Annotated in this window: 27 protein-coding genes and 2 tRNA genes; 21 read left to right on the forward strand and 8 right to left on the reverse strand. The window is 66.5% G+C overall.

Annotated features, from left to right (window positions below):
* Positions 1–103 precede the first annotated feature (103 nt).
* A tRNA-Met gene (locus ACMAUO_RS01690) sits at positions 104–178 on the reverse strand.
* Between the two features lie 174 nt (positions 179–352).
* Here ACMAUO_RS01690 and ACMAUO_RS01695 point away from each other — a divergent pair.
* Positions 353–1,525, forward strand: a complete 1,173-nt coding sequence (locus tag ACMAUO_RS01695) for a mechanosensitive ion channel family protein (RefSeq protein WP_420355274.1) — start codon at positions 353–355, stop codon at positions 1,523–1,525.
* A 21-nt stretch (positions 1,526–1,546) separates the two neighbouring features.
* On the opposite strand, the gene cobT is transcribed toward ACMAUO_RS01695, so the two are convergent.
* From cobT to ACMAUO_RS01710, 3 genes are all read right to left on the reverse strand, one after another.
* A complete protein-coding gene (gene cobT / locus ACMAUO_RS01700; protein WP_420355275.1) occupies positions 1,547–3,442 on the reverse strand; it encodes a cobaltochelatase subunit CobT in 1,896 nt (631 codons plus the stop codon).
* A gap of 12 nt (positions 3,443–3,454) precedes the next feature.
* Positions 3,455–4,489: a cobaltochelatase subunit CobS gene (cobS, locus tag ACMAUO_RS01705; protein WP_420355276.1), complete on the reverse strand. Its 1,035-nt coding sequence runs from the start codon at positions 4,487–4,489 to the stop codon at positions 3,455–3,457.
* Positions 4,490–4,660: 171 nt separating this feature from the next.
* On the reverse strand, positions 4,661–5,263 hold the full coding sequence (locus ACMAUO_RS01710) for a J domain-containing protein (protein ID WP_420355277.1): 603 nt from the start codon (positions 5,261–5,263) through the stop codon (positions 4,661–4,663).
* A 72-nt stretch (positions 5,264–5,335) separates the two neighbouring features.
* On the opposite strand from ACMAUO_RS01710, the gene ACMAUO_RS01715 reads away from it, so the two are divergent.
* Positions 5,336–5,677, forward strand: coding sequence for a BolA family protein (locus tag ACMAUO_RS01715; protein WP_420355278.1), 342 nt, complete (start codon positions 5,336–5,338; stop codon positions 5,675–5,677).
* Entirely contained in the window at positions 5,674–6,282 is a 609-nt protein-coding gene (locus tag ACMAUO_RS01720) for a LolA family protein (RefSeq protein WP_420355279.1), read from the forward strand. Before ACMAUO_RS01715 ends, ACMAUO_RS01720 begins: the two co-directional genes overlap by 4 nt.
* A 19-nt stretch (positions 6,283–6,301) precedes the next feature.
* On the opposite strand, the gene lipB is transcribed toward ACMAUO_RS01720, so the two are convergent.
* Positions 6,302–7,000: a lipoyl(octanoyl) transferase LipB gene (lipB, locus tag ACMAUO_RS01725; RefSeq protein WP_420355280.1), complete on the reverse strand. Its 699-nt coding sequence runs from the start codon at positions 6,998–7,000 to the stop codon at positions 6,302–6,304.
* A gap of 57 nt (positions 7,001–7,057) precedes the next feature.
* Here lipB and ACMAUO_RS01730 point away from each other — a divergent pair.
* From ACMAUO_RS01730 to moaA, 5 genes are all read left to right on the forward strand, one after another.
* Positions 7,058–7,143, forward strand: a tRNA-Leu gene (locus tag ACMAUO_RS01730).
* 325 nt (positions 7,144–7,468) lie between these two features.
* Complete coding sequence (gene galU / locus ACMAUO_RS01735) at positions 7,469–8,341, forward strand: UTP--glucose-1-phosphate uridylyltransferase GalU (RefSeq protein ID WP_420357170.1); 873 nt, start codon at positions 7,469–7,471, stop codon at positions 8,339–8,341.
* Between the two features lie 2 nt (positions 8,342–8,343).
* Entirely contained in the window at positions 8,344–9,747 is a 1,404-nt protein-coding gene (gene pgmG, locus ACMAUO_RS01740) for a phosphoglucomutase/phosphomannomutase PgmG (protein WP_420357171.1), read from the forward strand.
* 125 nt (positions 9,748–9,872) lie between these two features.
* Positions 9,873–10,058 carry a DUF3553 domain-containing protein gene (locus ACMAUO_RS01745; RefSeq protein ID WP_114728273.1) on the forward strand — a complete coding sequence of 62 codons (186 nt, stop codon included), beginning with the start codon at positions 9,873–9,875 and terminating at the stop codon, positions 10,056–10,058.
* Positions 10,059–10,067: 9 nt separating this feature from the next.
* Positions 10,068–11,084, forward strand: coding sequence for a GTP 3',8-cyclase MoaA (moaA, locus tag ACMAUO_RS01750; protein ID WP_420355281.1), 1,017 nt, complete (start codon positions 10,068–10,070; stop codon positions 11,082–11,084).
* A gap of 23 nt (positions 11,085–11,107) precedes the next feature.
* Here the strand turns inward: moaA and ACMAUO_RS01755 are convergent, their stop codons facing one another.
* Positions 11,108–11,980: a methyltransferase domain-containing protein gene (locus ACMAUO_RS01755; RefSeq protein ID WP_420355282.1), complete on the reverse strand. Its 873-nt coding sequence runs from the start codon at positions 11,978–11,980 to the stop codon at positions 11,108–11,110.
* 41 nt (positions 11,981–12,021) lie between these two features.
* Between ACMAUO_RS01755 and ACMAUO_RS01760 the strand changes: the two genes are divergently transcribed.
* The 5 genes from ACMAUO_RS01760 to ACMAUO_RS01780 all read left to right on the forward strand — a co-directional run bounded on the left by ACMAUO_RS01760 (position 12,022) and on the right by ACMAUO_RS01780 (position 15,489).
* Complete coding sequence (locus tag ACMAUO_RS01760; protein ID WP_420357172.1) at positions 12,022–12,852, forward strand: double zinc ribbon domain-containing protein; 831 nt, start codon at positions 12,022–12,024, stop codon at positions 12,850–12,852.
* Positions 12,853–12,927: 75 nt separating this feature from the next.
* A complete protein-coding gene (grxC, locus tag ACMAUO_RS01765; RefSeq protein WP_420355283.1) occupies positions 12,928–13,188 on the forward strand; it encodes a glutaredoxin 3 in 261 nt (86 codons plus the stop codon).
* Positions 13,189–13,207: 19 nt separating this feature from the next.
* Positions 13,208–13,648, forward strand: coding sequence for a DUF1178 family protein (locus ACMAUO_RS01770; protein WP_420355284.1), 441 nt, complete (start codon positions 13,208–13,210; stop codon positions 13,646–13,648).
* A 50-nt stretch (positions 13,649–13,698) separates the two neighbouring features.
* On the forward strand, positions 13,699–14,226 hold the full coding sequence (locus ACMAUO_RS01775) for a DUF2147 domain-containing protein (RefSeq protein ID WP_420355285.1): 528 nt from the start codon (positions 13,699–13,701) through the stop codon (positions 14,224–14,226).
* Between the two features lie 33 nt (positions 14,227–14,259).
* Positions 14,260–15,489, forward strand: a complete 1,230-nt coding sequence (locus tag ACMAUO_RS01780) for a lactonase family protein (RefSeq protein WP_420355286.1) — start codon at positions 14,260–14,262, stop codon at positions 15,487–15,489.
* 4 nt (positions 15,490–15,493) lie between these two features.
* Here ACMAUO_RS01780 and ubiG read toward each other — a convergent pair whose 3' ends face one another.
* Positions 15,494–16,249, reverse strand: a complete 756-nt coding sequence (gene ubiG / locus ACMAUO_RS01785; RefSeq protein ID WP_420355287.1) for a bifunctional 2-polyprenyl-6-hydroxyphenol methylase/3-demethylubiquinol 3-O-methyltransferase UbiG — start codon at positions 16,247–16,249, stop codon at positions 15,494–15,496.
* A 157-nt stretch (positions 16,250–16,406) separates the two neighbouring features.
* Here ubiG and ACMAUO_RS01790 point away from each other — a divergent pair, with 157 nt between their 5' ends.
* The 6 genes from ACMAUO_RS01790 to prfA all read left to right on the forward strand — a co-directional run bounded on the left by ACMAUO_RS01790 (position 16,407) and on the right by prfA (position 23,620).
* Positions 16,407–17,663: an aspartate kinase gene (locus ACMAUO_RS01790; RefSeq protein WP_420355288.1), complete on the forward strand. Its 1,257-nt coding sequence runs from the start codon at positions 16,407–16,409 to the stop codon at positions 17,661–17,663.
* Between the two features lie 17 nt (positions 17,664–17,680).
* On the forward strand, positions 17,681–18,742 hold the full coding sequence (locus tag ACMAUO_RS01795; RefSeq protein ID WP_420355289.1) for an NAD(P)H-dependent flavin oxidoreductase: 1,062 nt from the start codon (positions 17,681–17,683) through the stop codon (positions 18,740–18,742).
* Positions 18,739–19,926 carry a helix-turn-helix domain-containing protein gene (locus ACMAUO_RS01800; RefSeq protein ID WP_420355290.1) on the forward strand — a complete coding sequence of 396 codons (1,188 nt, stop codon included), beginning with the start codon at positions 18,739–18,741 and terminating at the stop codon, positions 19,924–19,926. The genes ACMAUO_RS01795 and ACMAUO_RS01800 overlap by 4 nt, the downstream gene beginning before the upstream one ends.
* A 133-nt stretch (positions 19,927–20,059) precedes the next feature.
* A complete protein-coding gene (ispG, locus tag ACMAUO_RS01805; RefSeq protein WP_182964523.1) occupies positions 20,060–21,202 on the forward strand; it encodes a flavodoxin-dependent (E)-4-hydroxy-3-methylbut-2-enyl-diphosphate synthase in 1,143 nt (380 codons plus the stop codon).
* 106 nt (positions 21,203–21,308) lie between these two features.
* Entirely contained in the window at positions 21,309–22,559 is a 1,251-nt protein-coding gene (gene hisS, locus ACMAUO_RS01810; RefSeq protein WP_420355291.1) for a histidine--tRNA ligase, read from the forward strand.
* Positions 22,560–22,561: 2 nt separating this feature from the next.
* Positions 22,562–23,620, forward strand: a complete 1,059-nt coding sequence (gene prfA / locus ACMAUO_RS01815) for a peptide chain release factor 1 (RefSeq protein WP_420355292.1) — start codon at positions 22,562–22,564, stop codon at positions 23,618–23,620.
* Between the two features lie 51 nt (positions 23,621–23,671).
* On the opposite strand, the gene ACMAUO_RS01820 is transcribed toward prfA, so the two are convergent.
* Positions 23,672–24,136 (reverse strand): hypothetical protein, encoded by a 465-nt coding sequence (locus tag ACMAUO_RS01820; RefSeq protein ID WP_420355293.1) that lies wholly within the window; start codon positions 24,134–24,136, stop codon positions 23,672–23,674.
* Positions 24,137–24,166: 30 nt separating this feature from the next.
* Between ACMAUO_RS01820 and prmC the strand changes: the two genes are divergently transcribed.
* Together prmC and ACMAUO_RS01830 are read left to right on the forward strand one after the other, a co-directional pair.
* Positions 24,167–25,048, forward strand: a complete 882-nt coding sequence (gene prmC, locus ACMAUO_RS01825) for a peptide chain release factor N(5)-glutamine methyltransferase (protein ID WP_420355294.1) — start codon at positions 24,167–24,169, stop codon at positions 25,046–25,048.
* Between the two features lie 411 nt (positions 25,049–25,459).
* On the forward strand, positions 25,460–25,894 hold the full coding sequence (locus ACMAUO_RS01830) for a DUF4167 domain-containing protein (protein WP_420355295.1): 435 nt from the start codon (positions 25,460–25,462) through the stop codon (positions 25,892–25,894).
* The last annotated feature ends 47 nt before the right edge of the window (positions 25,895–25,941 follow it).

Below are 25,941 nucleotides of genomic sequence, written 5' to 3' on the forward strand. Positions count from 1 at the left end.
GGGTACATATCCCGCGCTTTGAAAGGCCGAGGGGCCGACGCCATGCGGGAAGGCGCCACTGGCGCCTTGGAACAGCATCGAAAGAAAGGGGAAAACCGACCGATGGTAGCGGCGGACGGATTTGAACCGCCGACCAAGGGATTATGATTCCCCTGCTCTACCGCTGAGCTACGCCGCCATCGCGTCGGTGACGTGGGAGATATCGCCCCGTCCGGGCAAAGTCAACCCACGGATGACGTTTGAAGTGAGGCTTCCCATCGTGGTTAAAGAAGCACCTCGTCCCCATTGATATGGCGCCATTCATGCCTTCGGCAGCGCGCGTCGCCCCCATGGAAAGAGTGAACCCGGATTCGTGAAAAACGCCTTCATCGACCTTCTGACCCAGATTCGTATCTCCTTTGACTGGCTTCCCGGCACCATGGCCTCGGTTGTGGTGCTGTGCGCGGCCGTGCTGATGGCCGAGGTCTGCAGCCGGATCATGACCAAGCTGGTCCTGCGCATTCCCGGGCAGAAGAAGGGCGCGTTCATCCGGTTGTTCACGATGGCGATGCAGCGCCCGGCGCGGGTGATGCTGGCGATCGTGTTCGTGGCGACGGCGCTGCCGGCCTCGGGCTTTTCGTACAGCACCATCCAGTGGGGTGGTCACGCGCTGCTGGTGCTGTTCGTGCTGATGGTGGGCTATGCCGCGATCGTGGCCATGCGGATCCTGTCTGATGCCTATCTGGCGCGGATTACCGGCACGGACGACCGCGACGATATCCTGCTGCGGACCCACATGACGCAGGTGCGCGTGCTGCGGCGCATGGCGGATATCCTGGTGGGGCTGCTGACGGTCGGTTCGGCGCTGATGACGTTCGAATCGGTGCGGGAATATGGGCTGAGCCTGTTTGCCTCGGCGGGGGCGGCCTCGGTGGTGGTGGGCCTTGCCGCCCGACCGCTGCTAACGAACCTGATCGCGGGCATGCAGATCGCCATGACGCAGCCGATCCGCATGGAAGACCTGATCATCATCAATGGCGACTGGGCGTGGGTGGAGGAAATCACCGCCACCTATGTCGTGCTGCGGGTATGGGACTGGCGGCGGCATATCGTGCCGATTTCATGGTTCCTGGAAAATCCGTTCCAGAACTGGACCCATAATTCGGCGGCGCTGATCGGGGTGGTGTTCCTGTATGTCGATTTCCATGCGCCCATGGACCGTATCCGTGCGCGGCTGCATGAGATCGTGCATGGCAGCGCGTTATGGGACGGCAAGGTGTTCGACGTTCAGGTGGCCGATTGCAGCGCCCATGTCATGACCATCCGGGTCATCGCCAGCGCGCGGTCGGCGATGCGGAGCTGGGACCTGCGGTGCGAGATCCGCGAGAAGATCATCGTCTTTCTGCGTGACGAATGCCCGGAGGCGCTGCCGCGCGAGCGGCTGGCCCATGTCTCGTCTCTGGCGGGGCACGAGGCGCTGATGGTGGCGCCGCCGATCGACCGGCCGCCGCCGGGTGCCTATACCGGGCCGGCCGGGTCGGCATAGGCCCTATCGCCGGCCGCGCTATCAGGCGCGGCGGCGGGTGGGAGCGCGTTCGTCGAACAGGTCGGAGAGTTCCTGCATCATCGTGCCGCCCAGTTCCTCGGCATCGGAGATCGTGACCGCGCGCCGGTAATAGCGCGTGACGTCATGGCCGATGCCGATGGCCACCAGTTCGACGCCGCTGCGGTTTTCGATCTGGGCGATGACCTGGCGCAGATGCGTCTCCAGATACGAGCCCGGATTGACCGAGAGCGTGCTGTCATCGACCGGGGCGCCATCGGAAATCACCATCAGGATCTTGCGGCTTTCCGGTCGGCCCTGAAGGCGTTTCCATGCCCAGAGCAGGGCCTCGCCGTCGATATTTTCCTTCAGCAGCCCTTCGCGCAGCATCAGGCCCAGATTCTTGCGCGATCGGCGCCACGGCATGTCGGCCGATTTGTAGATGATGTGCCGCAGATCGTTCAGTCGGCCGGGATTGGGGGGCTTGCCCTGTGCCACCCAGCGCTCGCGGCTCTGCCCGCCTTTCCAGGCGCGGGTGGTGAAGCCGAGGACCTCGACCTTCACCGCGCAGCGCTCCAGCGTGCGGGCCAGGATGTCGCCGCACATCGCCGCCACCGAGATGGGGCGGCCGCGCATCGAGCCCGAATTGTCGATCAGCAGCGTGACCACCGTATCGCGGAAATCGGTGTCGCGTTCGTGCTTGTACGACAGGGACAGGGTGGGGTTGACCACGATCCGCGACAGGCGGCCGGCATCGAGGATGCCTTCCTCCAGGTCGAATTCCCACGCGCGGGTCTGCTGGGCCAGCAGGCGGCGCTGCATGCGGTTGGCCAGACGCGACACCACGCCCTGAAGGCTCACCAGTTGCTGGTCGAGCTGCTGGCGCAGCCGCGTCAGTTCCTCGGGGTCACACAGATCCTCGGCCGGGATCTCTTCGTCGAATTGCGTCGTGAAGGCGTGATAGGCGCTCGCGGCGTCCTCGGCCGTGTGGTCTTCGGCGCCACGCGGGCCGCCGGCTTCCTCCGATCCGGCCGCCTCGCCGGGGTCGGCATCGTCGGCGTCCTCGTCGCCCATGCCGGTGCCCTGCGCCAACTGGGGCTGCAGGCCGGAGTCGTCCTCTTCCAGTCCGGACGAATCCTCCTTCTTCTGCGGCGCCTGGTCCTCGGCCGCGTCGGAGGGCTGGTCGTCATTTTCGTCGGACGATGCGTTGTCGCTGCCGTCCGGGTCTTCCTCGATCTCGGCTTCGCCCTCGATCAGGTCGCAAGCCACCAGCAGCCGGCGGGCTGCCCGGGCGAAGGCGCGCTGGTCGTCCTGGGCGGCCGCCATGTCGGTGAGGGCGCGCTGGGCGGAGGGACCCAGATGCTCACGCCATTTGTCGGCGATCGCGCGCATGGATTCGGGCACCGGCTCGCCGGTCAGGGTCTCGCGCGCCAGCAGCGACAGCGCGACAGGGAGTGGAACCTGGTCGCGCCGGTCGGCGCGGTCATAGCCGCTGTCGCGATACTCACGCTCGGCCTTGTGCCGCAGATTGGCGGCGACGCCGGCCATGTGGCGGGCACCCACGCTTTCCACGCGGGCCTGTTCCAGCGCCTCGTAGGCCGCCCGTGCATCGGCCGGTTCGGGTCGGGTGGCGGCATGGAGCGTGGCGTCGTGATGGCGCAGCCGCAATGCCGCTGCGTCGGCGGCGCCACGGACGCGATCGATATCGGCTTCCTGCAGGTTCGAACCGGGCTGGGGCAGGCGCACATGCTCGCCGTTGACGGCGGCGGCGGTTGGAATCGGGCCGCTCTGGAAGATCACGTCGGCGTCGGCGCGACCGCCGAGCGCGCGCAGCACGCCGACGGTCGCGCGCTTGAACGCATCCGTCCGTTCTGCGGCGGCCTGGCGGGCGGACATGGCGTCGTTCTTGCGGTCGCGCATGGCGCTGGCCGATCAGCGCGCGCGCGGCGTGGCGCCGGTGGGGTCGACGTTGAAGCAGCGTTGGTAATATTCCGCCACCGTCTGCCGCTCCGCCTCGTCGCACTTGTTGAGGAAGGTGACCCGGAACGCGAATTCCAGGTTCTGGAAGATCCGGTAATTCTCCGCCCAGCTGATGACCGTGCGCGGCGACATGACGGTGGAGATATCGCCCGCGATGAAGCCCGAGCGCGTGAGGTCGGCAAGCGCCACCATGCTCTCGACCCGCTTGCGGGCCGGCGCGTCGTTGGGGTCGATCCCCATCTTGGCCAGCACGATCGCCGTTTCCTGGGCGTGGGGCAGGTAGTTGAGCGTGGTCACGATGTTCCAGCGGTCCATCTGGCCCTGATTGATCTGCTGGGTGCCGTGATACAGGCCCGTCGTATCGCCCAGACCGACCGTATTGGCGGTGGCGAACAGGCGGAAATAGGGATGCGGGCGGATGACGCGGTTCTGGTCCAGCAGCGTCAGGTGGCCTTCGATTTCCAGCACGCGCTGGATCACGAACATCACGTCGGGGCGGCCGGCATCATATTCGTCGAACACCAGGGCGCAGGGGCGTTGCAGGGCCCATGGCAGCAGGCCCTCGCGGAATTCCGTCACCTGCTTGCCGTCGCGCAGCACGATCGCATCCTTGCCGATCAGGTCGATGCGCGAGATGTGGCTGTCGAGATTGATGCGGATGCACGGCCAGTTGAGGCGCGAGGCCACCTGCTCGACATGCGATGACTTGCCGGTGCCGTGATAGCCCTGGATCATGACGCGGCGGTTGAACGCGAAGCCGGCCAGGATCGCCAGCGTGGTGTCATGATCGAAACGGTAGGTGGGATCGGCGTCCGGCACGTGGTCGGTGCGGACCGAGAAGGCGGGAACCTGCAGGTCGCTGTCGATGCCGAAGAGTTCGCGGGCCGAAACCATCAGGTCGGGCGCGCCGGACAGGGCCGAGATCGGCGGCAGGGCCTCTCCATTCTCGTCCACGGCTCCGGCTGTCAGGGTGGCAAGGTCATTCATTGGGGGTGCATCCGTCACGGCTGGTGGGTCCGGACACGCCATGATGTGGCGTCGTCCCGCATCCTGTTCTGGTCTCTGGCGTCCTGTCTTCGGCACCCGGTCTGTGGTGCCTGAGGCGTTCTCTCGACGTTTCCGGTGTCACTATAGACGCTATCGCCGGCAAGGCCATGCCTACGCGGTGCGTTCCAGATCGGCTTCCCGCGCCGAGACCAGGTGGGCGCGCAGGGTGGTGTAGGCGACATTGATGCTTTTCAGCAGCTCTTCCGACTGGCGGTCGCCGCCATTGGCGTCGGGATGGTGCCGCCGGGCCAGGTCCTTGTAGCGCATTTTCAGCTCGTCCATCGACAGCGGCCAGTCCAGGCCCATCATGTCCAGCGGCTGGCGCAGGGCCTCGGGCATGTCGGGGCGGGCAGGGGTGCTGGCCCGTGGCCCGGCTCGGCGCGCCCCGTCCATCAGGTCCATCGGGTCGATGAAATCATCCGGGCCCAGGCGGCCCGCGCGCTGGCCCAGCCGCCAGGAGGGGCGGTTCCAGGAGACGTCATCGCGGATATGCGCCTCGATCTGACCGGGCGACATGCCTTTATAATAATCCCACCGTGCGTTGTACTCGCGCACATGGGGCAGACAGAACCAGAAATATTCGTTCAGCGCGTCACGTGATTTCGGTGCGCGATAGCCGGCGCTCTCGTCACAGCCGGCCATGTCGCAGCACCGGGCCGGCGCATCCGGATCGGGGTCGAAAGCCCGGTGACGTGTGTTCTTTCGGGTCATCATCTGGCGTTATGTGCGTTCGAACCGTATTCGTGCAAGAGCCAAGCGAGTTCGCAGCAAGAGGGAACGGGAACAGTGAGCAGCACAGACCATGCAGAGGCCGCACCTTCTCTGGCCGAGGAGAGACGGGTGGACCGGATCGCCCGCGCGATCCGCACGCATCTGGCCCCCAGCCTGATCGAAATCGAGGACGATAGCGGTCGTCATGCCGGTCATTCCGGGATGCGGGGTGCCGCCGCCGGGGGCGAGACGCATTTCAATGTGCTGGTGGTCAGCGCCGCGTTCGAAGGGCAGGCGCGGGTCCAGCGTTCGCGGCTGGTGCATGACCTGCTGGCGCCGGAATTCGCCTCGGGCCTGCATGCGCTGTCGCTGACATTGCGCACACCCGCCGAACAGGCCCGGATCGCGGGCGCATGAGCCGGAGCGGCACGCTTTCGCGCCGGCTGTTCCTGTCTGCGCCCCTGGCCGTTGCGGCCTGCCAGGTATCGCCGGGCGCCGTGGACGGGCATGACGTGGCGCGGGTCGAACGGTATCTGAACACCACGCGCGGCCTGACCGCCCGGGTTGTCCAGACCTGGCCCGATGGCGGCGTCGGGGAGGGCACGTTTTCCTACGAGCCGGGCAACCTGCGCCTGGACTACCGGACGCCGCACCCGATGCGGCTGGTCGCGGCGGGTGGGCACCTGGTGTTTCGCGACGCGCAGCGCCAGTCGGTGACGCGCATGAACCTGTCGCACCAGCCGCTGGGGCTGCTGCTGTCCACGCCGGTGCATCTGGGGGGCGCCGTGGTGGTTACGGCGGTTCGGCACGGCGCCAATGTGCTGCAGATTTCGATGGCGCGCAGCGACAATCCATCGCAGGGGCTGCTGACGCTGGGATTTGCCGATTTCGCCGGGCAGTTGTCGCTGGTGGCGATCGACCTGCTGGACGCGCGGCACAACAGCACGCGCCTGCACCTGACCGATGTGCGGACCGGCACGGATTTTCCGCCCGGTTTCTTTTCGCTGGACGCGCCGCTGTAGGCAGCGCGTCCGGTCGGTATCAGATGACACTGATCGGGGTTGGGGTGCTGCCGAAGAGGCCCTGCCACTCGGCGCGCAGGGCTTCATCCACCGCTGCCATGTCTACCTCACGGCCCAGCGCGTGCAGGCTGGTCACGCCGTGCTCGCGGATGCCGCAGGGCACGATTCCCTCGAAATGGCTCAGGTCCGGCGCCACGTTCAGTGCCACGCCGTGCCAGCAGGTCCAGCGCGTGACGCGCACGCCCAGGGCCGCGATCTTGCTCTCGGCCCCGGTGAGGGGGTCGACCACCCAGACGCCAATTCTGTCCGCGCGCCGTTCGCCCGTGACGTCGAAATGGCGCAATGTCCGGATCAGCCATTCCTCGAGCGCGTGGACATAGGCCCGCAGGTCGCGCGGCGGGACCGTGCCCTGCTGCCGGGTGAGGTCCAGCATCACATAGGCCACCCGCTGGCCCGGCCCGTGATAGGTCCATTGCCCGCCCCGGCCGGCGGCGTGGGTGGGGAAGCCGGATGGATTGAACAGGTCCGCGTCCCTGGCCGATGTGCCGGCCGTGTAGGTGGGGGGGTGTTCCAGCAGCCAGACCCGCTCGGGCAGGCTGCCGTCGCGGATTCCCGCCACCTGTCGCTCCATCCCGGCGATCGCGTCGGGGTAGGGAACCGGCACCCGGCTTGAATTCCACAGAATTGTCTTTTCGGTCATTGCCCCTCGAACCTGCATCGTCTATACGGCCTTCCGTCAACACGGTATCGCTCAGGCGGTAACCGATGTCACGGTGCGGTCGTGGCGGAATGGTAGACGCGCAAGCTTGAGGTGCTTGTGGGGGCAACCCCGTGGAAGTTCGAGTCTTCTCGACCGCACCAATCGACAGGCCGGCCAGGCCGGCACGATTGGCTTTTTTCTGAAAATCAGGATGAATCGAACACTGGTCCAATTCTCCGGGGCCGGGTGCTCGCGCTGATTTTACGCCGATGCAGGCGATGGAATGGGTGGCCGAACGGGGCTTGCGCGCACATCGTCACCGGCATCCTTTTGACCCATCATGTTCTTTTGCCTCACTTAAGTCATTTTTTTTCTTGTTATATCGGTTAGAACGAAAGGCGAGCGCGGTCGTTGTTTCATGCGCCGCGTGCATTCGTGACGTGTTCGGACGTTCTGATTTTCAACGATGGATCGAAGGTGACGCTTGTGATCAAACCCTTGCGCAAAGCCGTACTCCCGGTCGCCGGTCTCGGCACCCGTTTCCTCCCGGCAACCAAGGCCATGCCAAAGGAAATGCTGACGGTCGTCGACAAGCCGCTGATCCAGTACGCCATTGACGAGGCCCGCGCCGCCGGGATCGAGGAATTCTGCCTGATTACCGGGCGCGGCAAGGATTCGCTGATCGATTATTTCGACGTTGCCTTCGAGCTGGAAACGACGCTGCGCGAGCGCAACAAGCAGGATGCCCTGGATGCCCTGGCGCCCAGCACCATCGAGGCCGGCGCGCTGATTGCCGTCCGCCAGCAGGAGCCGCTGGGCCTGGGCCATGCGATCTGGTGCGCCCGCAGCTTCATCGGCGATGATCCGTTTGCGATCCTGCTGCCCGACGACCTGGTGAAGAGCGATGTGCCGTGCGTGAAGCAGCTCGTGGATACCTATAACCAGACCGGCGGAAATGTCGTCGCGATCACCGAGGTTCCGCGCGAGCACACCAGCCGCTACGGCATCCTGAAGACCGGCAAGGACGATGGCCGCGTGGTCGAGGTGACGGGACTGGTCGAAAAGCCGAAGCCCGAGGATGCGCCGTCCAACCTGTCCATCATCGGGCGCTATGTCCTGACGGCCGACGTGATGCCGCATCTGTCCAAGCTGGAGCGTGGTGCGGGTGGCGAGGTGCAGTTGACCGATGCGATGGCCAAGATGATCGGGCACGTTCCGTTCCACGGGCTGCGCTATGAGGGGCAGCGCTTCGATTGCGGCAACAAGCTGGGCTATCTGGAGGCGCAGATCGCGATGTCGATCGACCGGCCCGATCTCGGGGAAGCGGTACGCGGGTTCCTGAAGAACTACACCGGTTGATGGTGGCGTTCGCGCATGGCTTTGATCCGACAAGTCTGCGCGAATACGACATAAGGGGGATCGTGGGCAGGACACTCGGCCCGCGTGATGCCTATGCGATTGGCCGGACCTTTGGCAGCGTGGTGGTCCGCGAGGGCGGGCGCACCGTCGCTGTCGGGTATGATGGCCGATTATCCTCGCCCGAACTGGAAAGCGCCCTGGTCGATGGGGCTGTCGCCTCCGGGGTTGAGGTGCTGCGTGTCGGTCGTGGGCCGACGCCGATGCTGTATTTCGCCTCCGCCAGCATGAAAGCTGACGGGGCGGTCATGGTCACCGGCAGTCATAATCCGCCCGATCACAACGGATTCAAGATGATCCTGGGGGGCCAGTCCTTCTTCGGTCCGCGTATAAGCGAACTGGGCGAACAGGCCGCGCGCGGCGACGTGGTGCCCGAGAGTGTCGGCAGCGTGCGCGATGTCGATATCCGGGAGGCCTATGTCGCCCGGCTGGCGCGGGACTGGGATGGTGGCGAGCGGCGGCTGAAAATCGTCTGGGATAATGGCAATGGCGCCGCCGGCGAGGTTCTGGCCGAACTGGTGCGGCATATCTCCGGTGAGCATACCATCCTGAATGGTGCGATCGACGGGCGTTTTCCGGCCCATCATCCGGACCCCACGATCCCCCGGAACCTGACGCAACTGATCGCCACGGTGCGGGACATCGGCGCCGATATCGGGATTGCCTTCGATGGCGATGTCGACCGGATCGGCGTGGTGGATGATCGGGGCGCGATCTGGTGGAGTGACCAGATTCTGACCCTGCTAGCGCGTGATGTGCTGGAGGCGCTGCCCGGCAGCACGATCATTGCCGATGTGAAGGCCAGCCAGGTTCTGTTCGACGAGGTGAGCAGGGCGGGAGGGCAGCCACTGATGTGGCGCAGCGGCCATTCGCCCATCAAGTCGCGGATGGCGGAAACCGGTGCCCCCCTGGCCGGCGAGATGTCGGGCCATTTCTTCTTCGCCGACAGATGGTATGGGTTCGATGACGGGCTGTATGCGGCGGTTCGCCTGCTCGGTGTTGTTGCGCGGATGAAGACGACGTTGTCCGCCGCGCATGACGCACTGCCCAAAATGGTCAGCACGCCCGAATTGCGGTTTGACTGCGCCGATGCCCGCAAATTCGTGGTGATCGAGGAGGTCGCGGCTCGGCTGGCCGACGAAGGCGCCGACATGGCGACGATCGACGGCGTGCGGGTGAAGGACGCGGATGGGTGGTGGCTGCTGCGGGCCTCCAATACCCAGGCCATGCTGGTGGCGCGGGCGGAAAGCGCCAGCCCTGAAGGGTTGGAACGGCTGAAGGCGGCCCTGACCGCGCAACTGGAACGATCGGGCGTGGCGGCGCCCGATTTTTCGGGCGAGGAGCACTGAACCGGCCGTGCGTTCCAGGTGGCCTTTGAATATCCTGGTTCAGGCTGATATCCTGCATGGCCATTTGCGCCGCCATGCATGCCTTCCGGCTGTATTGGCGGCTGGTTTCCGGAGGCTTTTGCCGCATGGCCGATGCGCTGCCTTTCCGTTCGTTTCTGGAGCCCGGGCAATTCGTCCGCCATCCCGACCATCCGGAATGGGGACTGGGGCAGGTGCAGTCGGCTATTGCCCATCGGGTGACGGTCAATTTCGAGGATCAGGGCAAGATGCTGATCGATGCGTCGGTCGTCATGCTGACGGTCGTTTCCTGAAGGGTTGGCATGGGTACGCCGTTTCTCGATTCCCTCGGCCGGGCCGTGACCTATCTGCGGGTTTCGGTCACTGACCGGTGCGACATGCGTTGCGTGTACTGCATGTCGGAAAGCATGTCGTTCCTGCCCAAGGCCGAGATCCTGACCTATGCGGAACTGGAGCGGCTGTGTGCCGCTTTCATCCGCAGCGGGGTGACGCGGCTGCGCGTGACTGGTGGCGAACCGTTGGTGCGGCGGGATATCGGCGATTTTTTCCAGGCCATGGGGCAATGGCTGAACCGGCCGGGTGCGGACGGGCACTTGGACGAGCTGACCGTGACGACCAATGGCTCCCGGCTGGCCGAGCATGCCGGGATGCTGGCCGGCGCGGGTGTACGGCGTGTCAATATCAGCCTGGACTCCCTTGATTCTGAAAAATTTCGTCGCATCACCCGGCGCGGAAATCTCGACCAGACTCTGGCGGGGGTGCGCGCGGCCCGGATGGCGGGGCTGGCGATCCGCATCAATACGGTGGCGATGGCCGGGGTAAATGACGACGAATTCGACACGCTGCTGGCGTGGTGCGGTGAAATCGGTGCCGATCTCTGCCTGATCGAAACCATGCCGATGGGTGAGACGGGCGAGGATCGCTCCGATCGCTATCTGCCGCTCTCCGCCGTGCGGGCCGACCTGTCGCGGCGCTGGACGCTGGAGCCGTTGGCCGAGCGCACGGGCGGGCCGGCGCGCTATCTGCGCGTGCGCGAAACCGGGCGCAGGCTGGGGCTGATCACGCCCATGACCCATAATTTCTGTGAAAGCTGCAACCGGGTGCGCCTATCCTGCACCGGGCAGCTTTATCCATGTCTGGGCAATGAAGGGGCGACGGATTTGCGGCAGCCGCTGCGGGAGGGGGCTAGCGATGCCGAACTGCTGGGCCTCGTGCAGTCGGCCATCCTGCGCAAGCCGAAGGGCCATGATTTCGTCATCGGGCGGCGCGCGGACGATCCCGCCGCCATGCGCCGGCATATGAGCGTGACCGGCGGATAGAAGTTTATTTTAAATTCATTTCGTTATTCCATTTTCTTGATCGCATCCTCAAGTGAAATCGAAAAGGCACCGGGCTGGAGCGGCTGGGGCTGGCTGTCTGCCGGGGCCCAGCCGGTCATGATCGCAATGCGCAGGGGAACGGAGAGAAGGGCATCGTCCGTCTCCGGGGCCAGGCTGGCGAGGGCGGCGGTGAACAGGTCGGGCGTGGGGTTCTGCCGACTGCGCAATTTCAGGGCATTGGTCTCGCCGGCGGCGCGCAGGTCGCGCAGCAGGCCCATGGGCGAGCGATAGGCCAGGGTCAGTGTTTCCACATCCGCGACCGGCAGGGCGAAGCCCGCGCGCTGCAACAGGGAGGCACAGTCCTTCAGGTCGGGAAAGGGAGAGACCCTTGGGGCGGCGCCGCCGGTGAGCGCGCATTCGGCCTCGGTCAGGGCGCGGCGCAGATCCGCCAGGGTCGGCAGGACGGGCACGCTGGCGAGGAACAGCCCGTCGGGCTTGAGCGCGTGGCGGATCTGCGCCAGCGCGCCGGGCAGGTCGTTGACCCAGTGCAGCGACAGATTGGCGACCACCAGATCGAAGGTGCCGGGGCCGAAGGGCAGCCATTCCTCGTCGGCGCACAGGACCGTTCCGCCGTTCACCCGCGCCATTTCGGGCGACAGGTCGCATGACACGACGCCTTCGATGCCGCGTGCGCGCAACCGGGGGGCGACCACGCCGCGGCCGCCGATATCCAGCGCCGCGCTGAAGCGGTAGGTCGTGTCGTCCAGCCGGTCCAGCAGGCGGTCAGCGGCTTCCTGCAGGATCGGTGCGACCGCATGCACCAGCGGGGCGGCGCGATCGCGATGACGGCGCACCGCGGCGCGGTCGAAAATCACGGGATCGTTCATGGCTCGCATGTGCCCTTCCGGATGGGCGATGCCAATGGCACCATTGCGTGATGGTTGGCACGACACGGGACGCAGGGGAAACCCGATCGGCGCATGGCGAGGCGGCCGGCCTGCCACGGCGCGTGGCGGCGCGCGTGCTCGACCTTCTTCTGCCACCCGACTGCCCCGCCTGTCATCAGCCGGTCGATCGTGCCGGGCTGCTGTGCCCCGACTGCTTCCGCGCCATGCGCTTTATCGCCGAGCCGTGCTGTGCGCGATGTGGCCAGCCCTTCGCGGCGGCGGCTCCCGGCGGCGCGGGGCGGATCTGCGCGCCGTGCCTGGACGCGCCTCCGCCGTGGCAATCCGGCCGGGCGGCGCTGGTCTATGACGAACGGTCGCGCGTGCTGATCCTGCGGCTGAAATATGCCGACCGCACCGATCTGGCGCCGCTGCTGGCCCGGCATATGGTGCGGGCGGGGCGCGACCTGCTGGCCGAGGCCGATCTGCTGGTGCCGGTGCCGCTGCACAGGGGGCGGCTGTTCCGTCGCCGCTACAACCAGGCCGGGTTGCTGGCGGTGGCGATCGGGCGGATCGCGCATCTGCCGGTGGTGCCGGATGCCTTGTTGCGCGTGCGCAGGACGCCGGCGCTGGCCCGACTGGGGGCGGGGGCGCGCCAGGAGGTGCTGCGCGGGGCGATCGTCGCCCGCCCGTCGCGTCGGGAGCGCCTGACCGGCCGGCGGGTGCTCCTGGTCGATGACGTGATGACGACGGGGGCGACATTGGGGGCCTGCGCGCGGGCGGTGCTGGCGGCCGGGGCGATTTCCGTGGATGTGCTGGTGGCTGCCCGCGCGCCCGATCCGGCACGGACCGGGTCGGATGGCAGGGGCACGCCCGACGGATGACGGTAACGGTATAGTGCCACGGCCCAAATGCGCTATGTCTTCAGAATCGGTTACTTTTCTTTTTCGGGGGTCGGAATGCCCAGCATCGAAATCTATACCCAGCCAGGCTGCCCCTATTGCGTGCGCGCCGTGCGCCTGCTGCAGCAGAAGGGCGCGCCGTTCACCGAAATCCGCGCCCTGCACGGCACGCCCGAGCGGGCCGAGGCCCGGGAGCGTTCGGGCGGCCGGACGACCGTGCCGCAGATCTTCATCAACGGGCAGCATATCGGTGGCTGTGATGACCTGATGGCGCTGGAACGGCAGGGAAAACTCGATCCGCTGCTGCACGCGGCCTGATCGGGCATCGGGGGCGGGCGTGATCTGTTATCAGTTGCGGTGCGAAGCGGGGCATGAATTCGAAGGCTGGTTTCCCGGTAGCGCCGCCTTCGACGACCAGGCGCGCCGCAATCTGCTCTCGTGCCCGCAATGCGGCACATCGGATGTCGTACGGGCGCTGATGGCCCCGGCCGTGCGGACCGCGCCGGCGCGGGTGCCCGAAGCGGCGCGGCCGAGCCCCGAGGCCGGGGCTGCCATTCCCGCCGCGATGATGGCCGCGATGCAGCGCCTGAGGCAGTATGTCGAGGAACGATGCGAGAATGTGGGCGATAAATTCGCCGAGGAAGCGTTGAAGATCCATCATGGCGATGGCGAAGAGCGCGGCATTTACGGACACGCATCGGAAGAGGATTGCGATCGCCTGGCCGAGGAGGGCGTCGAGATCATGGCCATACCATGGGTCCCGCGCGCGGACGGTTGAGCGCGCAGGGAAGGGGACCGGGCCGGAGGCCGAAAGTCGAGGTGGAACGCATGCATGACAGAACAAGCCGACGGGCCGACAAGACCCTGTTCCCGCAGGGGCGGCGCCGGGGCGTGCGGTCGCTGGGCGCCGTTATGGGGTTGCTGGGCCTGCTGGCGGGCAATCCGCTTCCGGCGGATGCGGCGGAGACTGCCGCCGCGCGGGATGCCTCGCCCGTGCTGGGGCAATGGGTGACCCGCGAGCGCGACGGCGTCTTTGAGATCAGGGCCTGCGGCGGCGAACTCTGCGGCCGGCTGGTCGGCATGCGCTATACCGGCGAAATTCCGAAGGCCAAGGACGGAACATCGGAATGCGGCCTACTGATGCTGACCGGATTCGTTCCCGATTCGGACGATGCCGGCCGCTGGAACGGGCATATCCTCGATCCCGACAGCGGCAAGGTCTACCAGGCCCAGATCTGGTCGCCGCGCGATGGGGTGCTGAAACTCCGGGGCTATGTGGGCATTCCCCTGTTTGGCGAAACCCATACATGGACACGCTATGACGGCACGATCGGAGCGCGCTGCCAGATGCAGTGAGCCGGCTTTCCTTCAACTGAATTCGTGAGCGACATGACCCACCTCATCTCACGACGCGGCCTGATGGCCGGGTTGGCCGCGTCGGGTATTCCTCTTGCCGCATCCTGGCCCGTCAGGGCCGCGATCCCGGCCAGGGCGCGGACATTGTGCTATATCGGCGGCTACAACAAACATGCGCCGCCCGGCGGAGCGGGGAACGGGCAGGGCATCGCCCTGTTCGAGATGAACCCCACGACCAGCGCGCTGGCACCGGTCTCGACCTTTACGGACATTGCCAGTCCCTCCTTCATCACCCTCTCCGCCGATAACCGCTTTCTGTACGCGCTCAGCGAGATCGACGATTTCAACGGCCGGCATGACGGCAGCGTAACCGCGTTCGCGGTCGATCGGCTGTCGGGGGAACTGACCCGGCTGAGTGTCGTGTCGTCGGGCGGGGCGGTGCCGGCGCATCTCAGCGTCCACCATTCCGGCCGGTATGTCCTGGTCGCCAACTATGTCGGCGGCAGCGTCGGCGTGCTGCCCATCCGGCCGGATGGCAGCCTGGGGGAGCCGACGGACATTGTGAAGAATTCCGGCCCGCGCATGCCCGAACGGGCCGAGGATAACCCGCCCGGCAATTTCGCGGTCAGCGACCATTCCGGGCCGCATGTCCATATGGTGGCCAGCGACCAGTCGGGCAAATTCGTCCTGGCCTGCGATGCCGGGCTGGACCGGGTCTATGTCTGGACGCTGGATCTGGCGACGGGCAAGCTCAAGCCGGCCGCGACGCCTTTCCTGTCCCTGATGCCGGGATCGGCGCCACGCCATTTCTCGTTCAGCCACGACGGGCGGACGCTCTACATCCTGTGCGAACAGGATTCCAAGGTCGTCGTGGCCAGGTTCGACCCCACGACCGGCACGATCACGCCGCAGCAGCGGGTCAGCACCGTCACCTCCTATTTCCAGGGCAGTACGCTGGCGGCAGGAATCCTGCTGTCACCCAACGGGCGGTATGTATACGCATCGAACAGGCTGGGGGATTCGCTGGCCGTCTTCCGCGTCGGGCCGGACGGGTTGCTGACGCTGATCGATGAAGTGTGGATGCATGCCGATTATGGACGGGCCATGATGTTCGACCCGTCCGGCACGTTTCTGTTCTGTGCCAACCAGCGCAGCGATTCCGTGACGTCGTTCCGGGTCGATCCCGAAACCGGCGCGCTGGATTTTACCTGGCATTTCACCGCCGTGGGCAGCCCTACGACTTTCGCGTTTCTTCAGCTTTGAGGGCTTAACCCGGTACGGCGAGGCTGGCGATGTAGTTGACGCCGAGGTCATGGCTTTCGCGCCAGCCGCTGAGGCCCGGGGTCATGCCGGCGATGTCGGATACCCGCAATCCGGCCTGGCCGGCATAGGTGCCCAGTTCGGCCGGCGTGATGAATTTGCGCCATTCGTGGGTGCCGACCGGCAGTAGGCGCAGGATATATTCCGCCCCGATCTTGGCCGTCGCCAGCGAGCGCAGCGTGCGGTTGAGGGTCGAGACGATGATGACGCCGCCGGGTTCGACCATGCCAGCCAGCAGGCGCAGGAAGGCGGCGGGATCGGCGACATGCTCGATCACTTCGAGCGCCGAGATCGCATCGAAGCGCGCGCCCTCGGCTTGCAGGTCCTCGGCGCTGCCGGTGCGGTAGGCGAGCGGGCCCGCGCCCGGCGGCAGCGGATGGGCCTGCATGTGCGCGCGGGCGGCCGCGATGGCGGCATCGGACGCATCCAGGCCCAGCACGTCATAGCCCATGCGGGCCAGGCCCTCGCTGGCCAGGCCGGCGCCGCAGCCGATATCCAGCAGGCGTGTCACGGACGCGGATTCTCCGGCGCGCGGGGCCGGGAGATGGCGCCTGGCCCAGTCCAGGCGCAGGCCGTTCATGGCATGCAGCGGCCGCATCGGGCCCGAAGGGTCCCACCAGCGATCGGCAAGGGCGCTGAAGCGGGCGATTTCGTCCGGGACGACGGACGGGCCGTCAGAATGGACCGAATCGTTAAGCTGCATGGCGTCTGGACCTCTCCATCTGGCTTCTGCCGCTGGACGGCGCAGCGGCGGAAGGGTATGTGACGCGCCTTGCAGATAACCGCAATGCCCCGTCCGACGCCCCAGCGGCCCCGGATGGGCTGGAACGGCCACCGCGCCGAACTGGAGAGCCCTTTCGATGTCCCGTCACACTCCGCGGATCGTCATGAAATTCGGTGGCACCTCTGTGGCCGACCTGGACCGAATTCGCGCGGTGGCGGAAAAAGTGCGCAAACAGGTCGAGGCGGGGTGCGAGGTCGCGGTGGTCGTCTCGGCCATGTCGGGCGTGACCAACCAGTTGGTCGGCTATTGCCAGGCGCTGTCGCCGCTGCACGATGCGCGGGAATATGACGCCGTGGTCTCGACCGGCGAGCAGGTCACCAGCGGCCTGCTGGCCATCGCGTTGCAGACCATCGGGGTCGAGGCGCGGTCGTGGCTGGGCTGGCAGATCCCGCTGCGCACCGATGCGGCACATGGCAAGGCCCGCATTGCCTCGATCGACGGTGAGGCGCTGATTGCGCGCATGCAGGCTGGCCAGGTGCCGGTGATCGCCGGTTTCCAGGGTGTTGCCGCCGACGGGCGGATCACGACGCTGGGGCGCGGCGGCTCCGATACCTCGGCCGTGGCCATTGCGGCCGCCATCGGGGCCGACCGGTGTGACATCTATACCGATGTCGACGGAATCTACACCACGGACCCGCGCATTGTTGCGAGGGCGCGGAAGCTGGATAAGATCACCTACGAGGAAATGCTGGAACTGGCGTCGGTCGGGGCCAAGGTGTTGCAGACCCGCAGCGTCGAACTGGCCATGAAGGAGCGGGTGCGCGTACAGGTGCTGTCGAGCTTCGTCGATGGCCCCGCCCCGTCGGAAGACAACCTGCCCGGATCATTAGTGGTGGATGAGGACGAGATCGTGGAAAAGGAACTGGTCGCCGGCATTGCCTATTCGCGCGACGAAGCGAAGCTGTCGGTGCGGCGGATTCCGGACCGCCCCGGAATCGCGGCCGCGATCTTCGGCCCGCTGACGGCCGCGAACGTGAATGTCGACATGATCGTGCAGAGCACCGGCGCCGACGGCCTGACGAACATGACCTTCACGACGTCGAAGACCGATCTGGCCCGTGCCATCCAGTCGCTGGAAGCCTCGCGCGATGTCATCCAGTATGGCGAGCTGGTGACGGATGACGACGTGGTGAAGATCAGCGTGGTCGGTATCGGCATGCGCTCGCACGCGGGCGTGGCGAACCTGATGTTCCGCACCCTGTCCGACCGCAACATCAATATCCAGGTCATCTCGACCAGCGAGATCAAGGTCTCGGTGCTGATCGCGGCGGAATATACCGAACTGGCCGTGCGGGCGCTGCATACGGCCTACGGCCTCGACGCGGCGGCATGATGGTGATGGAGACCCTCGTGACGCAGTCGCCGGGCGACGTGACGGAACGGGCGGCCGCCCGCGCCCGTCTGGACCGCCTGTGGGCGGCCGGCACGGCCTTCCTCGGGAGCGAGGTCGCGATCATGGCCGGTGCCATGTCGTGGGTCAGCGAACGGAATCTGGTCTCGGCCATTTCCAATGCCGGTGGCTTCGGCGTGCTGGCCTGCGGTGCGATGGAGCCCGATCGCCTCGCCGAGGAAATCGCGGCGACCCAGGCCCTGACCAGCCGCCCCTTCGGCGTCAACCTGATCACGATGCATCCCCGTCTGGACGATCTGGTGCAGGTCTGTCTGGCGGCCGGGGTGTCGCATGTAGTGCTGGCCGGCGGCATTCCGCCGGGCCCCGCGATCCGCGCGCTGAAGGACGGGGGCGCGAAAGTCATCGCCTTTACGCCAGCGCTGGTGCTGGCCAAGCGGCTGGTGCGCATGGGCGTCGACGCGCTGGTGATCGAGGGCGCCGAGGCCGGCGGGCATGTCGGGCCGGTCTCGCTGACCGTGCTGGCGCAGGAAGTGCTGCCGCATATCCGCTCGGTCCCGGTTTTCGTGGCCGGCGGGCTGGGGCGGGGCGAGGCCATCCTTTCCTATCTGGAGCAGGGGGCGGCCGGTGCTCAGCTCGGCACCCGTTTTGCCGCGTCGGCGGAAAGCATCGCTCATGAACGCTTCAAGGCCGCCTTCGTTCGCGCCAACGCGCGGGATGCGGTGACGTCGGTGCAGTTGGACGAGCGTTTTCCCGTCATTCCCGTGCGCGGCCTCTCGAACGAGGGCGGGCGGGCGTTCCTGCGCCATCAGGCGGAGACGATTCGCCGCTATCTGGACGGCGAACTGACGAAGGAGGCCGCCCAGCTCGATATCGAGCATTTCTGGGCCGGTTCGCTGCGCCGGGCGGTGATCGAGGGCGATGTGGAAAACGGGTCGGTCATGGCCGGGCAGTCGGTCGGGATGATCACTTCGGTCCAGCCGGTTGCCGACATCATCGCCGAACTGGTCGAGCAGGCCGTCGATGCCCTCGTTCGGCGTGACAGGGTAACGGGTGAGTCGTGAGTGGTGAGGACAGCCGGACGACGCTGAACGATTCCGGCGCGCGGGCAGCGGCGGGTGCCGGGAGCGTCGGCCCGACGCTGCGGGCGCGGCGCGAGCAGCTGGGCTGGGCGTTGCCTGATGTGGCGGCGTGGCTGCGGATTCGTCTGTCCTTTCTCGAAGCGATGGAAGACGACCGGGTGAAGGACCTGCCGGGGAATGTCTATACGCTCGGCTTCCTGCGCACCTATGCCCAGGCGCTCGGCCTGGATGCCGAGGCGCTGGTCGCGCGCTTCAAGACCGAAGCGCGGGGCAGAATCGACTGCAAGCCCGAATTGTCCTTTCCGGCTCCGGCCGCCAGCGGTGCGATGCCGGTCGGCGTCATGGTGCTGCTGGGTGTGGTGATCATCGTGCTGGCCTATGTCGGCTGGTACCGCATGACGGGCGGCCAGTCCGCGCCGCCGCAGCCCGTTCCTTCCGTTTTTTCGGCCATTCCCGGCATGACGCGCCAGGCGCCGACCTCGCCGCAGGTGGCCTCGGTCCTGCCGCCGGAACGCGCGCCCGGTCCGCCACGGCCGCTCTCGGGAGCCGAGAAATCGGCAATCACCGATGGGGATCTTCCCGCTGACCCCACGCCAGTGCCGGATAGCCATGCCGAGCCGGGCGCGCCGGCCGCGATGGCCGACAGCGCGGGTAATGATGCGGCGGTGCCCGCGGGTGTGCCGTCCGTGGCGCAACCCGCGGCTCCGGGCACGACCCCGGCAGCCGTGGCGCCGGCCGCCCCGGCCCCGGCTCCCGTTCCTGCCGCGCCGGCAGCGGGAACAGCGCCTGGCCAGATCATTCTGACGGCCTCGGCCCAGACATGGGTGCAGGTCAGGGTTGCTGGCGGGCCAGTGATTTATGACCATATCCTACAGGCGGGCGAGAGCTGGTCCGCGCCGCAGGACAAGACCGATCTTCTGCTGACGGTCGGCAATGCCGGCGGGCTGGTGGTCAGCGCCGATGGCGTGACGACGCAGCCACTGGGCCGGAATGGCGCGGTAAGGCGCAACCTGCCGCTGACGCGCGATGCCGTCCGCAGCGGCGCGATCGTGGCGTCGGTGCCTGCGCCGGCGGCGCAGCCGGCGCCATCCACGCCCCCCCAGCGGGTTGAAAGCGCGGGGCAGGCCCAGGCGCCGAAGCCGCCGCCTGCGGCGGGCGGGCAGTGAAAGGGCCGGAGCCGGTCGCGTCCGGTCTGGCCAAATGGACCGGTTTTTGGCAGGAAGCATGCACGGAAAGGCGGCGCGCCGTCATGCCGGCGGATAGAACAATGTTATCATCGCCTCATCCGGAGGGCAGACAATGAGCAGCTATCGTCCCTATCAGTATATCGAACGGCGCAAGTCGCGGCAGATCCATGTCGGCAAGGTGGCGGTGGGCGGCGACGCGCCGATTTCCGTCCAGACCATGACCAACACGCTGACGACCGACGCCGAGGCGACGATCGCGCAGATCCGGCGGGCGGAACTGGCCGGTGTCGATATCGTCCGCGTGTCGTGCCCCGATGAGGAAAGCACCGCCGCGCTGGCCGAGATCGTGCGCGAGGTGAACGTGCCGATCGTCGCCGATATCCATTTTCACTACAAGCGCGCGATCGAGGCCGCACAGGCCGGCGCGGCCTGCCTGCGCATCAATCCGGGCAATATCGGCAGCCCCGAGCGCGTGCGCGAGGTGGTGAAGGCGGCCAAGGATTATGGCTGCTCGATCCGTATCGGCGTGAATGCCGGGTCGCTGGAAAAGCATCTTCTGGAAAAATACGGCGAGCCCAACCCCGAAGCGCTGGTCGAAAGCGCGCTGGAGCACGCCAAGATCCTGGAAGACCACGATTTCCACGAATTCAAGATCAGCGTGAAGGCGTCGGACGTCTTCATGGCCGTGGCCGCTTATCAGCAGCTTGCCGAAGTGTGCGACCACCCGCTGCATATCGGCATCACCGAGGCGGGCAGCAAGCGGGCCGGCACGGTCAAATCCTCGATCGGGCTGGGCAACCTGCTGTGGGCCGGCGTGGGTGACACCATGCGCGTGTCGCTGTCGGCCGAGCCCGAGGAAGAAGTGCTGGTCGGCTGGGATATCCTGAAGTCGCTGGGCCTGCGCCATCGCGGCGTGAAGATCATTTCCTGCCCCTCCTGCGCGCGGCAGGGCTTCAACGTGATCCAGACCGTGCAGACGCTGGAAGATCGCCTGGCGCATATCCAGACCCCGCTGACGCTGTCGATCATCGGCTGCGTGGTCAACGGACCCGGCGAGGCGCTGATGACCGATATCGGCGTGACCGGCGGTGGCTCGGGCCGCCACATGGTCTATGCCGCCGGCCGGCAGGATCATACGATCGCGGCGGATTCGATGATCGAGCACATCGTGGAGATGGTCGAGAAGAAGGCCGAGATCCTGCGTGCCGAGGAGGAGGCCGCGAAGGCCGCGGAAGCAGTCGTCGCCGCCCAGTAAGGACGCGCCCGGCGGGACCGGGCGGGAAATTGCCGTCCTTGATATTGTGTTCCGCTCCGTTCGGGGCGGAACACATATGTGATTCAGAAAACAGGAACATCGATCCGTGAGCAGCCTGCAACCCGTCCGTGGTACCCATGACCTGATCGGCGAGGGGCAGCGGCGCCATGCCCATGTGGTGGATACCGCGCGGCGCATCGCGGGCCTGTACGGCTTCGATGAATGGTCCACCCCGATCTTCGAGGATACGCGGGTCTTCGCGCGCTCGCTGGGCGATACGTCCGACGTGGTGTCGAAGGAGATGTATTCGTTCGAGGACCGGGGCGGCGAATCCCTGACCCTGCGGCCCGAGGGAACGGCGGGCGTGTGCCGCGCCCTGGTGACCAACGGCCTGACCCAGTCCCTGCCGCAGAAAGTGTTCTATGCGGGGCCGATGTTCCGCTACGAGCGCCCGCAGAAGGGGCGGTATCGGCAGTTTCACCAGATCGGCGCCGAACTGATCGGCGCGGCCGAGGCGCTGGCCGATGCCGAAGTGATCGCCATGGGGCGGGACATCCTCAACGCGCTGGGCATCGCCGACGATACGGTGGTGGAACTGAACACGCTGGGCGATACCGAGAGCCGCGCCGCCTGGCGTGCCGCGCTGATCGCCTATTTCACCGAATTCAAGGACCAGTTGTCCGATGACAGCCGTGCCCGGCTGGAGCGCAATCCGCTGCGCATCCTCGACAGCAAGGCGCCGCAGGATCGGGCCCTGGTGGCCGATGCGCCGCTGATCGGCGCCTTCCTGACCGACGAAGCCCGGACCTTCTGGGACGATCTGCGCTCGGCGCTGGATCTGCTGGGTGTGCCGTTCCGCGAGAATCCGGGCATCGTGCGCGGGCTGGATTATTACGGGCACACGACCTTCGAATTCGTGACCGAGAAGCTGGGCACCCAGGGCACGGTGCTGGCCGGCGGCCGTTATGACGGGCTGGTGGCCGAGATGGGCGGCCCGCGCACGCCGGCTATCGGCTGGGCCGGCGGGATCGAACGGCTGGCCCTGCTGCTGGACAGCGCGCCGGCGGCGCCGCGCCCCGTGGCGGTGGTGCCGCTGGGCGAGGGCGCGACCGGCGCGGCGGTGACGCTGTTGCAGGCCCTGCGCGCCCATGGCGTGCGCGCGGAAATCGCCTATCGCGGCAATGCCAAGCGCCGGATGGAACGGGCGAACCGCATCGGCGCCACCCATGCGGTGCTGATCGGCGATGACGAAGTGGCGCGCGGCGTGGCCCAGGTGAAGGCGCTGGACGAGGGGTCGCAGAACGAACTGGCGCTGGACGCGGTTGCGCCTTATCTGGCCGGGACGGTTGGCCGCTAAGCATGAGTCTTGACGACAGGCTGGACCGGATCGTTGGCCGGTCGGAAGAATTGCAGGATATGCTCGCCCAGGGGTTGGTGGGCGAGGCGTTCAGCAAGGCATCGCGTGAATATGCCGAACTGGAGCCCATCGTCAGCCGGATCAGCGCGCTGCGTCAGGCGGAGCGGGAAGCGATTCAGTCCGAATCGCTGTTGGCCGATCCGGAAATGCGCGAACTGGCCGAGGCCGAACTGGGCGACCTGCGCGGCCGGATCGCGGAACTGCGCCAGGACATCCGCATTGCCATGCTGCCACGCGACGAGGCCGACGAGCGCAGCGCCATCCTGGAAATTCGCCCTGCGGCCGGTGGCGACGAGGCCGCCCTGTTCGCGGCCCAGTTATTCGATGCCTATCGGCGCTATGCCGCCCTGCGTGGCTGGCGTTTCGAAGTGATGGAATTCGACGAATCGGAACTGGGCGGCCTGCGCGAGGGGATGGCCACCATCGCGGGACGGGGCGTGTTCGCCCGCCTGAAATATGAATCGGGCGTGCATCGCGTGCAGCGTGTGCCGGCGACCGAAAGCCAGGGCCGCATTCATACCTCGACCGTGACGGTGGCCATGTTGCCCGAGGCGGGCGAGGTCGACGTCCAGATCAATGACAGCGACCTGCGTATTGATGTCTATCGGGCATCGGGCGCCGGTGGGCAGCATGTCAACAAGACCGAGAGCGCGGTGCGCATCACCCATCTGCCGACCGGCGTGGTGGTGGCGATGCAGGAGGAAAAGAGCCAGCACAAGAACCGTGCCAAGGCGATGAAGATCCTGATGTCGCGGCTGTACGAGCGCGAACGTGCCACCGCCCATGCCAGCCGTGCCGCCGATCGCAAGTCGCAGGTGGGTACCGGCGACCGGTCAGAGCGTATCCGCACCTATAATTTCCCGCAGGGCCGGGTGACCGACCACCGGATCAACCTGACGGCCTACAAGATCGACCGCGTGATGCTGGGCGAGTTCGACGAATTCATCGATACCCTGATTCAGGACGAGCAGGCCAGCCTGCTGGCCGCCGAAGGCTTGTAACGCATCAGTCGAGAAATCTGGCTGGAAATGCGGGCTGGTCCAGCCTGACTCTCAGGAGGTGGGTACGGAGCAGATTTCGGACCGGCCGGGCTGGCGTTCGACCGCAGAGGGGTCGTCCGGGTCGGCCAGATAGAATTCGGTGAAGTTACGGGTGCCCAGCGCGTTCAGCGTGCGCCCTTCCGGATGGTGCAGGATGCCGCCGCCATTGACCTCGTGCGTTTCCGTCCGGCCGTCTGGCGTGCGTATGGTAATTTCGCCGCACAACGCATAGGTGTGGTTGACGCGCCCGGCCGGGGTTTCGACGCGAACGGCCTGTTGCGGCACCGATGCATCGAGCCGGATCGTGGCGGCAAGCTGTTCGTCGATATAGAGGCGGGAGATTTCGGAAATCTCGTTGTCCGCGCGACCGTCGACGACGGTGAAGGTGCCTGCCAGGGCCGGCCGGGGCGCTGTCGCCAGGATTGCGCCCGCGCCCAGAAAGATAAGGATTTTCCATGAACGAGACTGCGGCATCATGGTGCCAGAGTAGGACGGATTTCGCCTGAAATGAAAGAGGACGCGCTGGCAGCGCCGGATGATGACGCGGATCTGCGGACATGCCTCGGCTGGGGTGGGGCGCGGTTGCGCGACGCCGGCGTGGACGATCCGCGTCGCGAGGCGCGGCTGCTGATGGCCCATGCTCTCAGCACCGACCTGGCGGGCCTGCTGGCGCGCGCGCGGGTGACCGATTCCGAGCGGGCCGGTTTCCTGGCGGCCGTGCGGCGCCGGGCGGCGCGCGAGCCGATGGCGCACATTACCGGGCGCGCCGGTTTCTGGTCGCTGGAACTGGAAACCTCGCCTGCCACCCTGATCCCCCGCCCCGACAGCGAAACGCTGATCGAGGCCCTGCTGGATCATTGCCCCGACCGCGAGCGGGTCCGCAGCGTGCTCGATCTGGGAACCGGGACCGGCTGCCTGCTGCTGGCGGCGCTGAGCGAGTATCGCGCGGCCTGGGGGGTGGGGGTGGATATCGCGCCCGATGCTGCCCGCCTGGCCGCGCGCAATGCCCGGCGGGCGGGGCTGGAGACGAGATGCGCCATGCTGGCGGGCGACTGGGCCGCGTCGATTCGGGGCGTATTCGACGTGGTGTTCAGTAATCCGCCCTATATTCCGCAGGGCGATCTGGCCGGCCTGATGCCGGATGTGCGGGACTATGAGCCGGCGCGCGCGCTGGATGGCGGTATGGATGGGCTGGATGCCTATCGGTTGCTGACCGGCGCCTTACCCCTGCTGCTGGCGCATGATGGGGTTGCTGTTTTCGAGATCGGGATCGGCCAGGAACACAGCATGCCGGCCCTGGCGCAGGAATCCGGGCTGGAAATCGTCGATGTCCGCGCCGATCTGGGGGGGATTCCGCGTGCGGTCGTGATGCGGCATCGGCGGGCGTGAGCGGCAGTCTGAAAGACGGTCTGCCGGGCGGGAATGCCGCGCAATGGCTTGTTCATTCCGTGTTTTCGGGGGCCGGCGCGGGGCGGCCTGGGGGGAAGCACGCACCGGCGCGCGAGAAATGCGCACCGATGCGGCGACAGGCCGGCTTTCTCACCCGCGACGGAGTAAAAAACCATTTGGCAGACCGGATATAAGGGCATAGATTACCGGCGGAATGCGGACGGGGGTTTTTACCTTTCCGAGATGCCGCATACCGATCCTGAATGCATGAAAACAGAAATGACCGCACGGGTGCGTGCAGGATCAGATGCCGGGCTGCACGCCAGGCACTCAGAATGACAATAGGGGATGGTTGGCCCCGGCGGTCGCAGGCAAAGAGCGACCGTTAACAGGAAAGTGCTGCGACAGCTTATGAACATGAAACGCATGCGGGGCCGGCACCATCGTTCGGGCGGCAGCAACGGCGGAAGTGTACGCCAGCAGAACGGCCAGATCCCCCTTAATCGTAACCATGTGTTCGACAGTAATGGGCCGGATCTGCGTATTCGTGGCACCGCCCAGCAATTGTTTGAAAAATACCTGCAACTGGGACGCGATGCCAGCGGCTCGGGCGACCGCGTCATGGCCGAGGCCTATTTCCAGCATGCCGAACATTATTTCCGCATCCTGAACGCCATGACCCAGGCGGCGCAGCAGAACCAGCAGGAACGCCAGGAGCGGCATGTCCGCCAGCGCCCGATGGCGGTGACGGATGGTGACGAAGCGGCCGAGGATGGCGGCGAGGAAGCGACGGTCGAAAAAAACCGTCCGGCATCGGATTCGGAACTGGCTCCGGTCGAAGCCTGATTGATCCAGGGAACCGGCGTTTACCGCCGGTTCGTGCCTTCAGGCTG

Source organism: Gluconacetobacter brunescens, from assembly GCF_048695475.1.
Lineage (GTDB): Bacteria > Pseudomonadota > Alphaproteobacteria > Acetobacterales > Acetobacteraceae > Gluconacetobacter.

Excerpts from the sequence above, each read along its gene's own strand:
- cobT (WP_420355275.1), bottom strand. The coding sequence starts at position 3,442 with ATGCGCGACCGCAAGAACGACGCCATGTCCGCCCGCCAGGCCGCCGCA.
- cobS (WP_420355276.1), bottom strand. The coding sequence starts at position 4,489 with ATGAATGACCTTGCCACCCTGACAGCCGGAGCCGTGGACGAGAATGGA.
- ACMAUO_RS01710 (WP_420355277.1), bottom strand. The coding sequence starts at position 5,263 with ATGATGACCCGAAAGAACACACGTCACCGGGCTTTCGACCCCGATCCG.
- ACMAUO_RS01720 (WP_420355279.1), top strand. The coding sequence starts at position 5,674 with ATGAGCCGGAGCGGCACGCTTTCGCGCCGGCTGTTCCTGTCTGCGCCC.
- lipB (WP_420355280.1), bottom strand. The coding sequence starts at position 7,000 with ATGCAGGTTCGAGGGGCAATGACCGAAAAGACAATTCTGTGGAATTCA.
- ACMAUO_RS01745 (WP_114728273.1), top strand. The coding sequence starts at position 9,873 with ATGGCCGATGCGCTGCCTTTCCGTTCGTTTCTGGAGCCCGGGCAATTC.
- moaA (WP_420355281.1), top strand. The coding sequence starts at position 10,068 with ATGGGTACGCCGTTTCTCGATTCCCTCGGCCGGGCCGTGACCTATCTG.
- ACMAUO_RS01755 (WP_420355282.1), bottom strand. The coding sequence starts at position 11,980 with ATGCGAGCCATGAACGATCCCGTGATTTTCGACCGCGCCGCGGTGCGC.
- ACMAUO_RS01760 (WP_420357172.1), top strand. The coding sequence starts at position 12,022 with ATGGTTGGCACGACACGGGACGCAGGGGAAACCCGATCGGCGCATGGC.
- grxC (WP_420355283.1), top strand. The coding sequence starts at position 12,928 with ATGCCCAGCATCGAAATCTATACCCAGCCAGGCTGCCCCTATTGCGTG.
- ACMAUO_RS01775 (WP_420355285.1), top strand. The coding sequence starts at position 13,699 with ATGCATGACAGAACAAGCCGACGGGCCGACAAGACCCTGTTCCCGCAG.
- ACMAUO_RS01780 (WP_420355286.1), top strand. The coding sequence starts at position 14,260 with ATGACCCACCTCATCTCACGACGCGGCCTGATGGCCGGGTTGGCCGCG.
- ubiG (WP_420355287.1), bottom strand. The coding sequence starts at position 16,249 with ATGCAGCTTAACGATTCGGTCCATTCTGACGGCCCGTCCGTCGTCCCG.
- ACMAUO_RS01790 (WP_420355288.1), top strand. The coding sequence starts at position 16,407 with ATGTCCCGTCACACTCCGCGGATCGTCATGAAATTCGGTGGCACCTCT.
- ispG (WP_182964523.1), top strand. The coding sequence starts at position 20,060 with ATGAGCAGCTATCGTCCCTATCAGTATATCGAACGGCGCAAGTCGCGG.
- prfA (WP_420355292.1), top strand. The coding sequence starts at position 22,562 with ATGAGTCTTGACGACAGGCTGGACCGGATCGTTGGCCGGTCGGAAGAA.
- ACMAUO_RS01820 (WP_420355293.1), bottom strand. The coding sequence starts at position 24,136 with ATGATGCCGCAGTCTCGTTCATGGAAAATCCTTATCTTTCTGGGCGCG.
- prmC (WP_420355294.1), top strand. The coding sequence starts at position 24,167 with ATGAAAGAGGACGCGCTGGCAGCGCCGGATGATGACGCGGATCTGCGG.
- ACMAUO_RS01830 (WP_420355295.1), top strand. The coding sequence starts at position 25,460 with ATGAACATGAAACGCATGCGGGGCCGGCACCATCGTTCGGGCGGCAGC.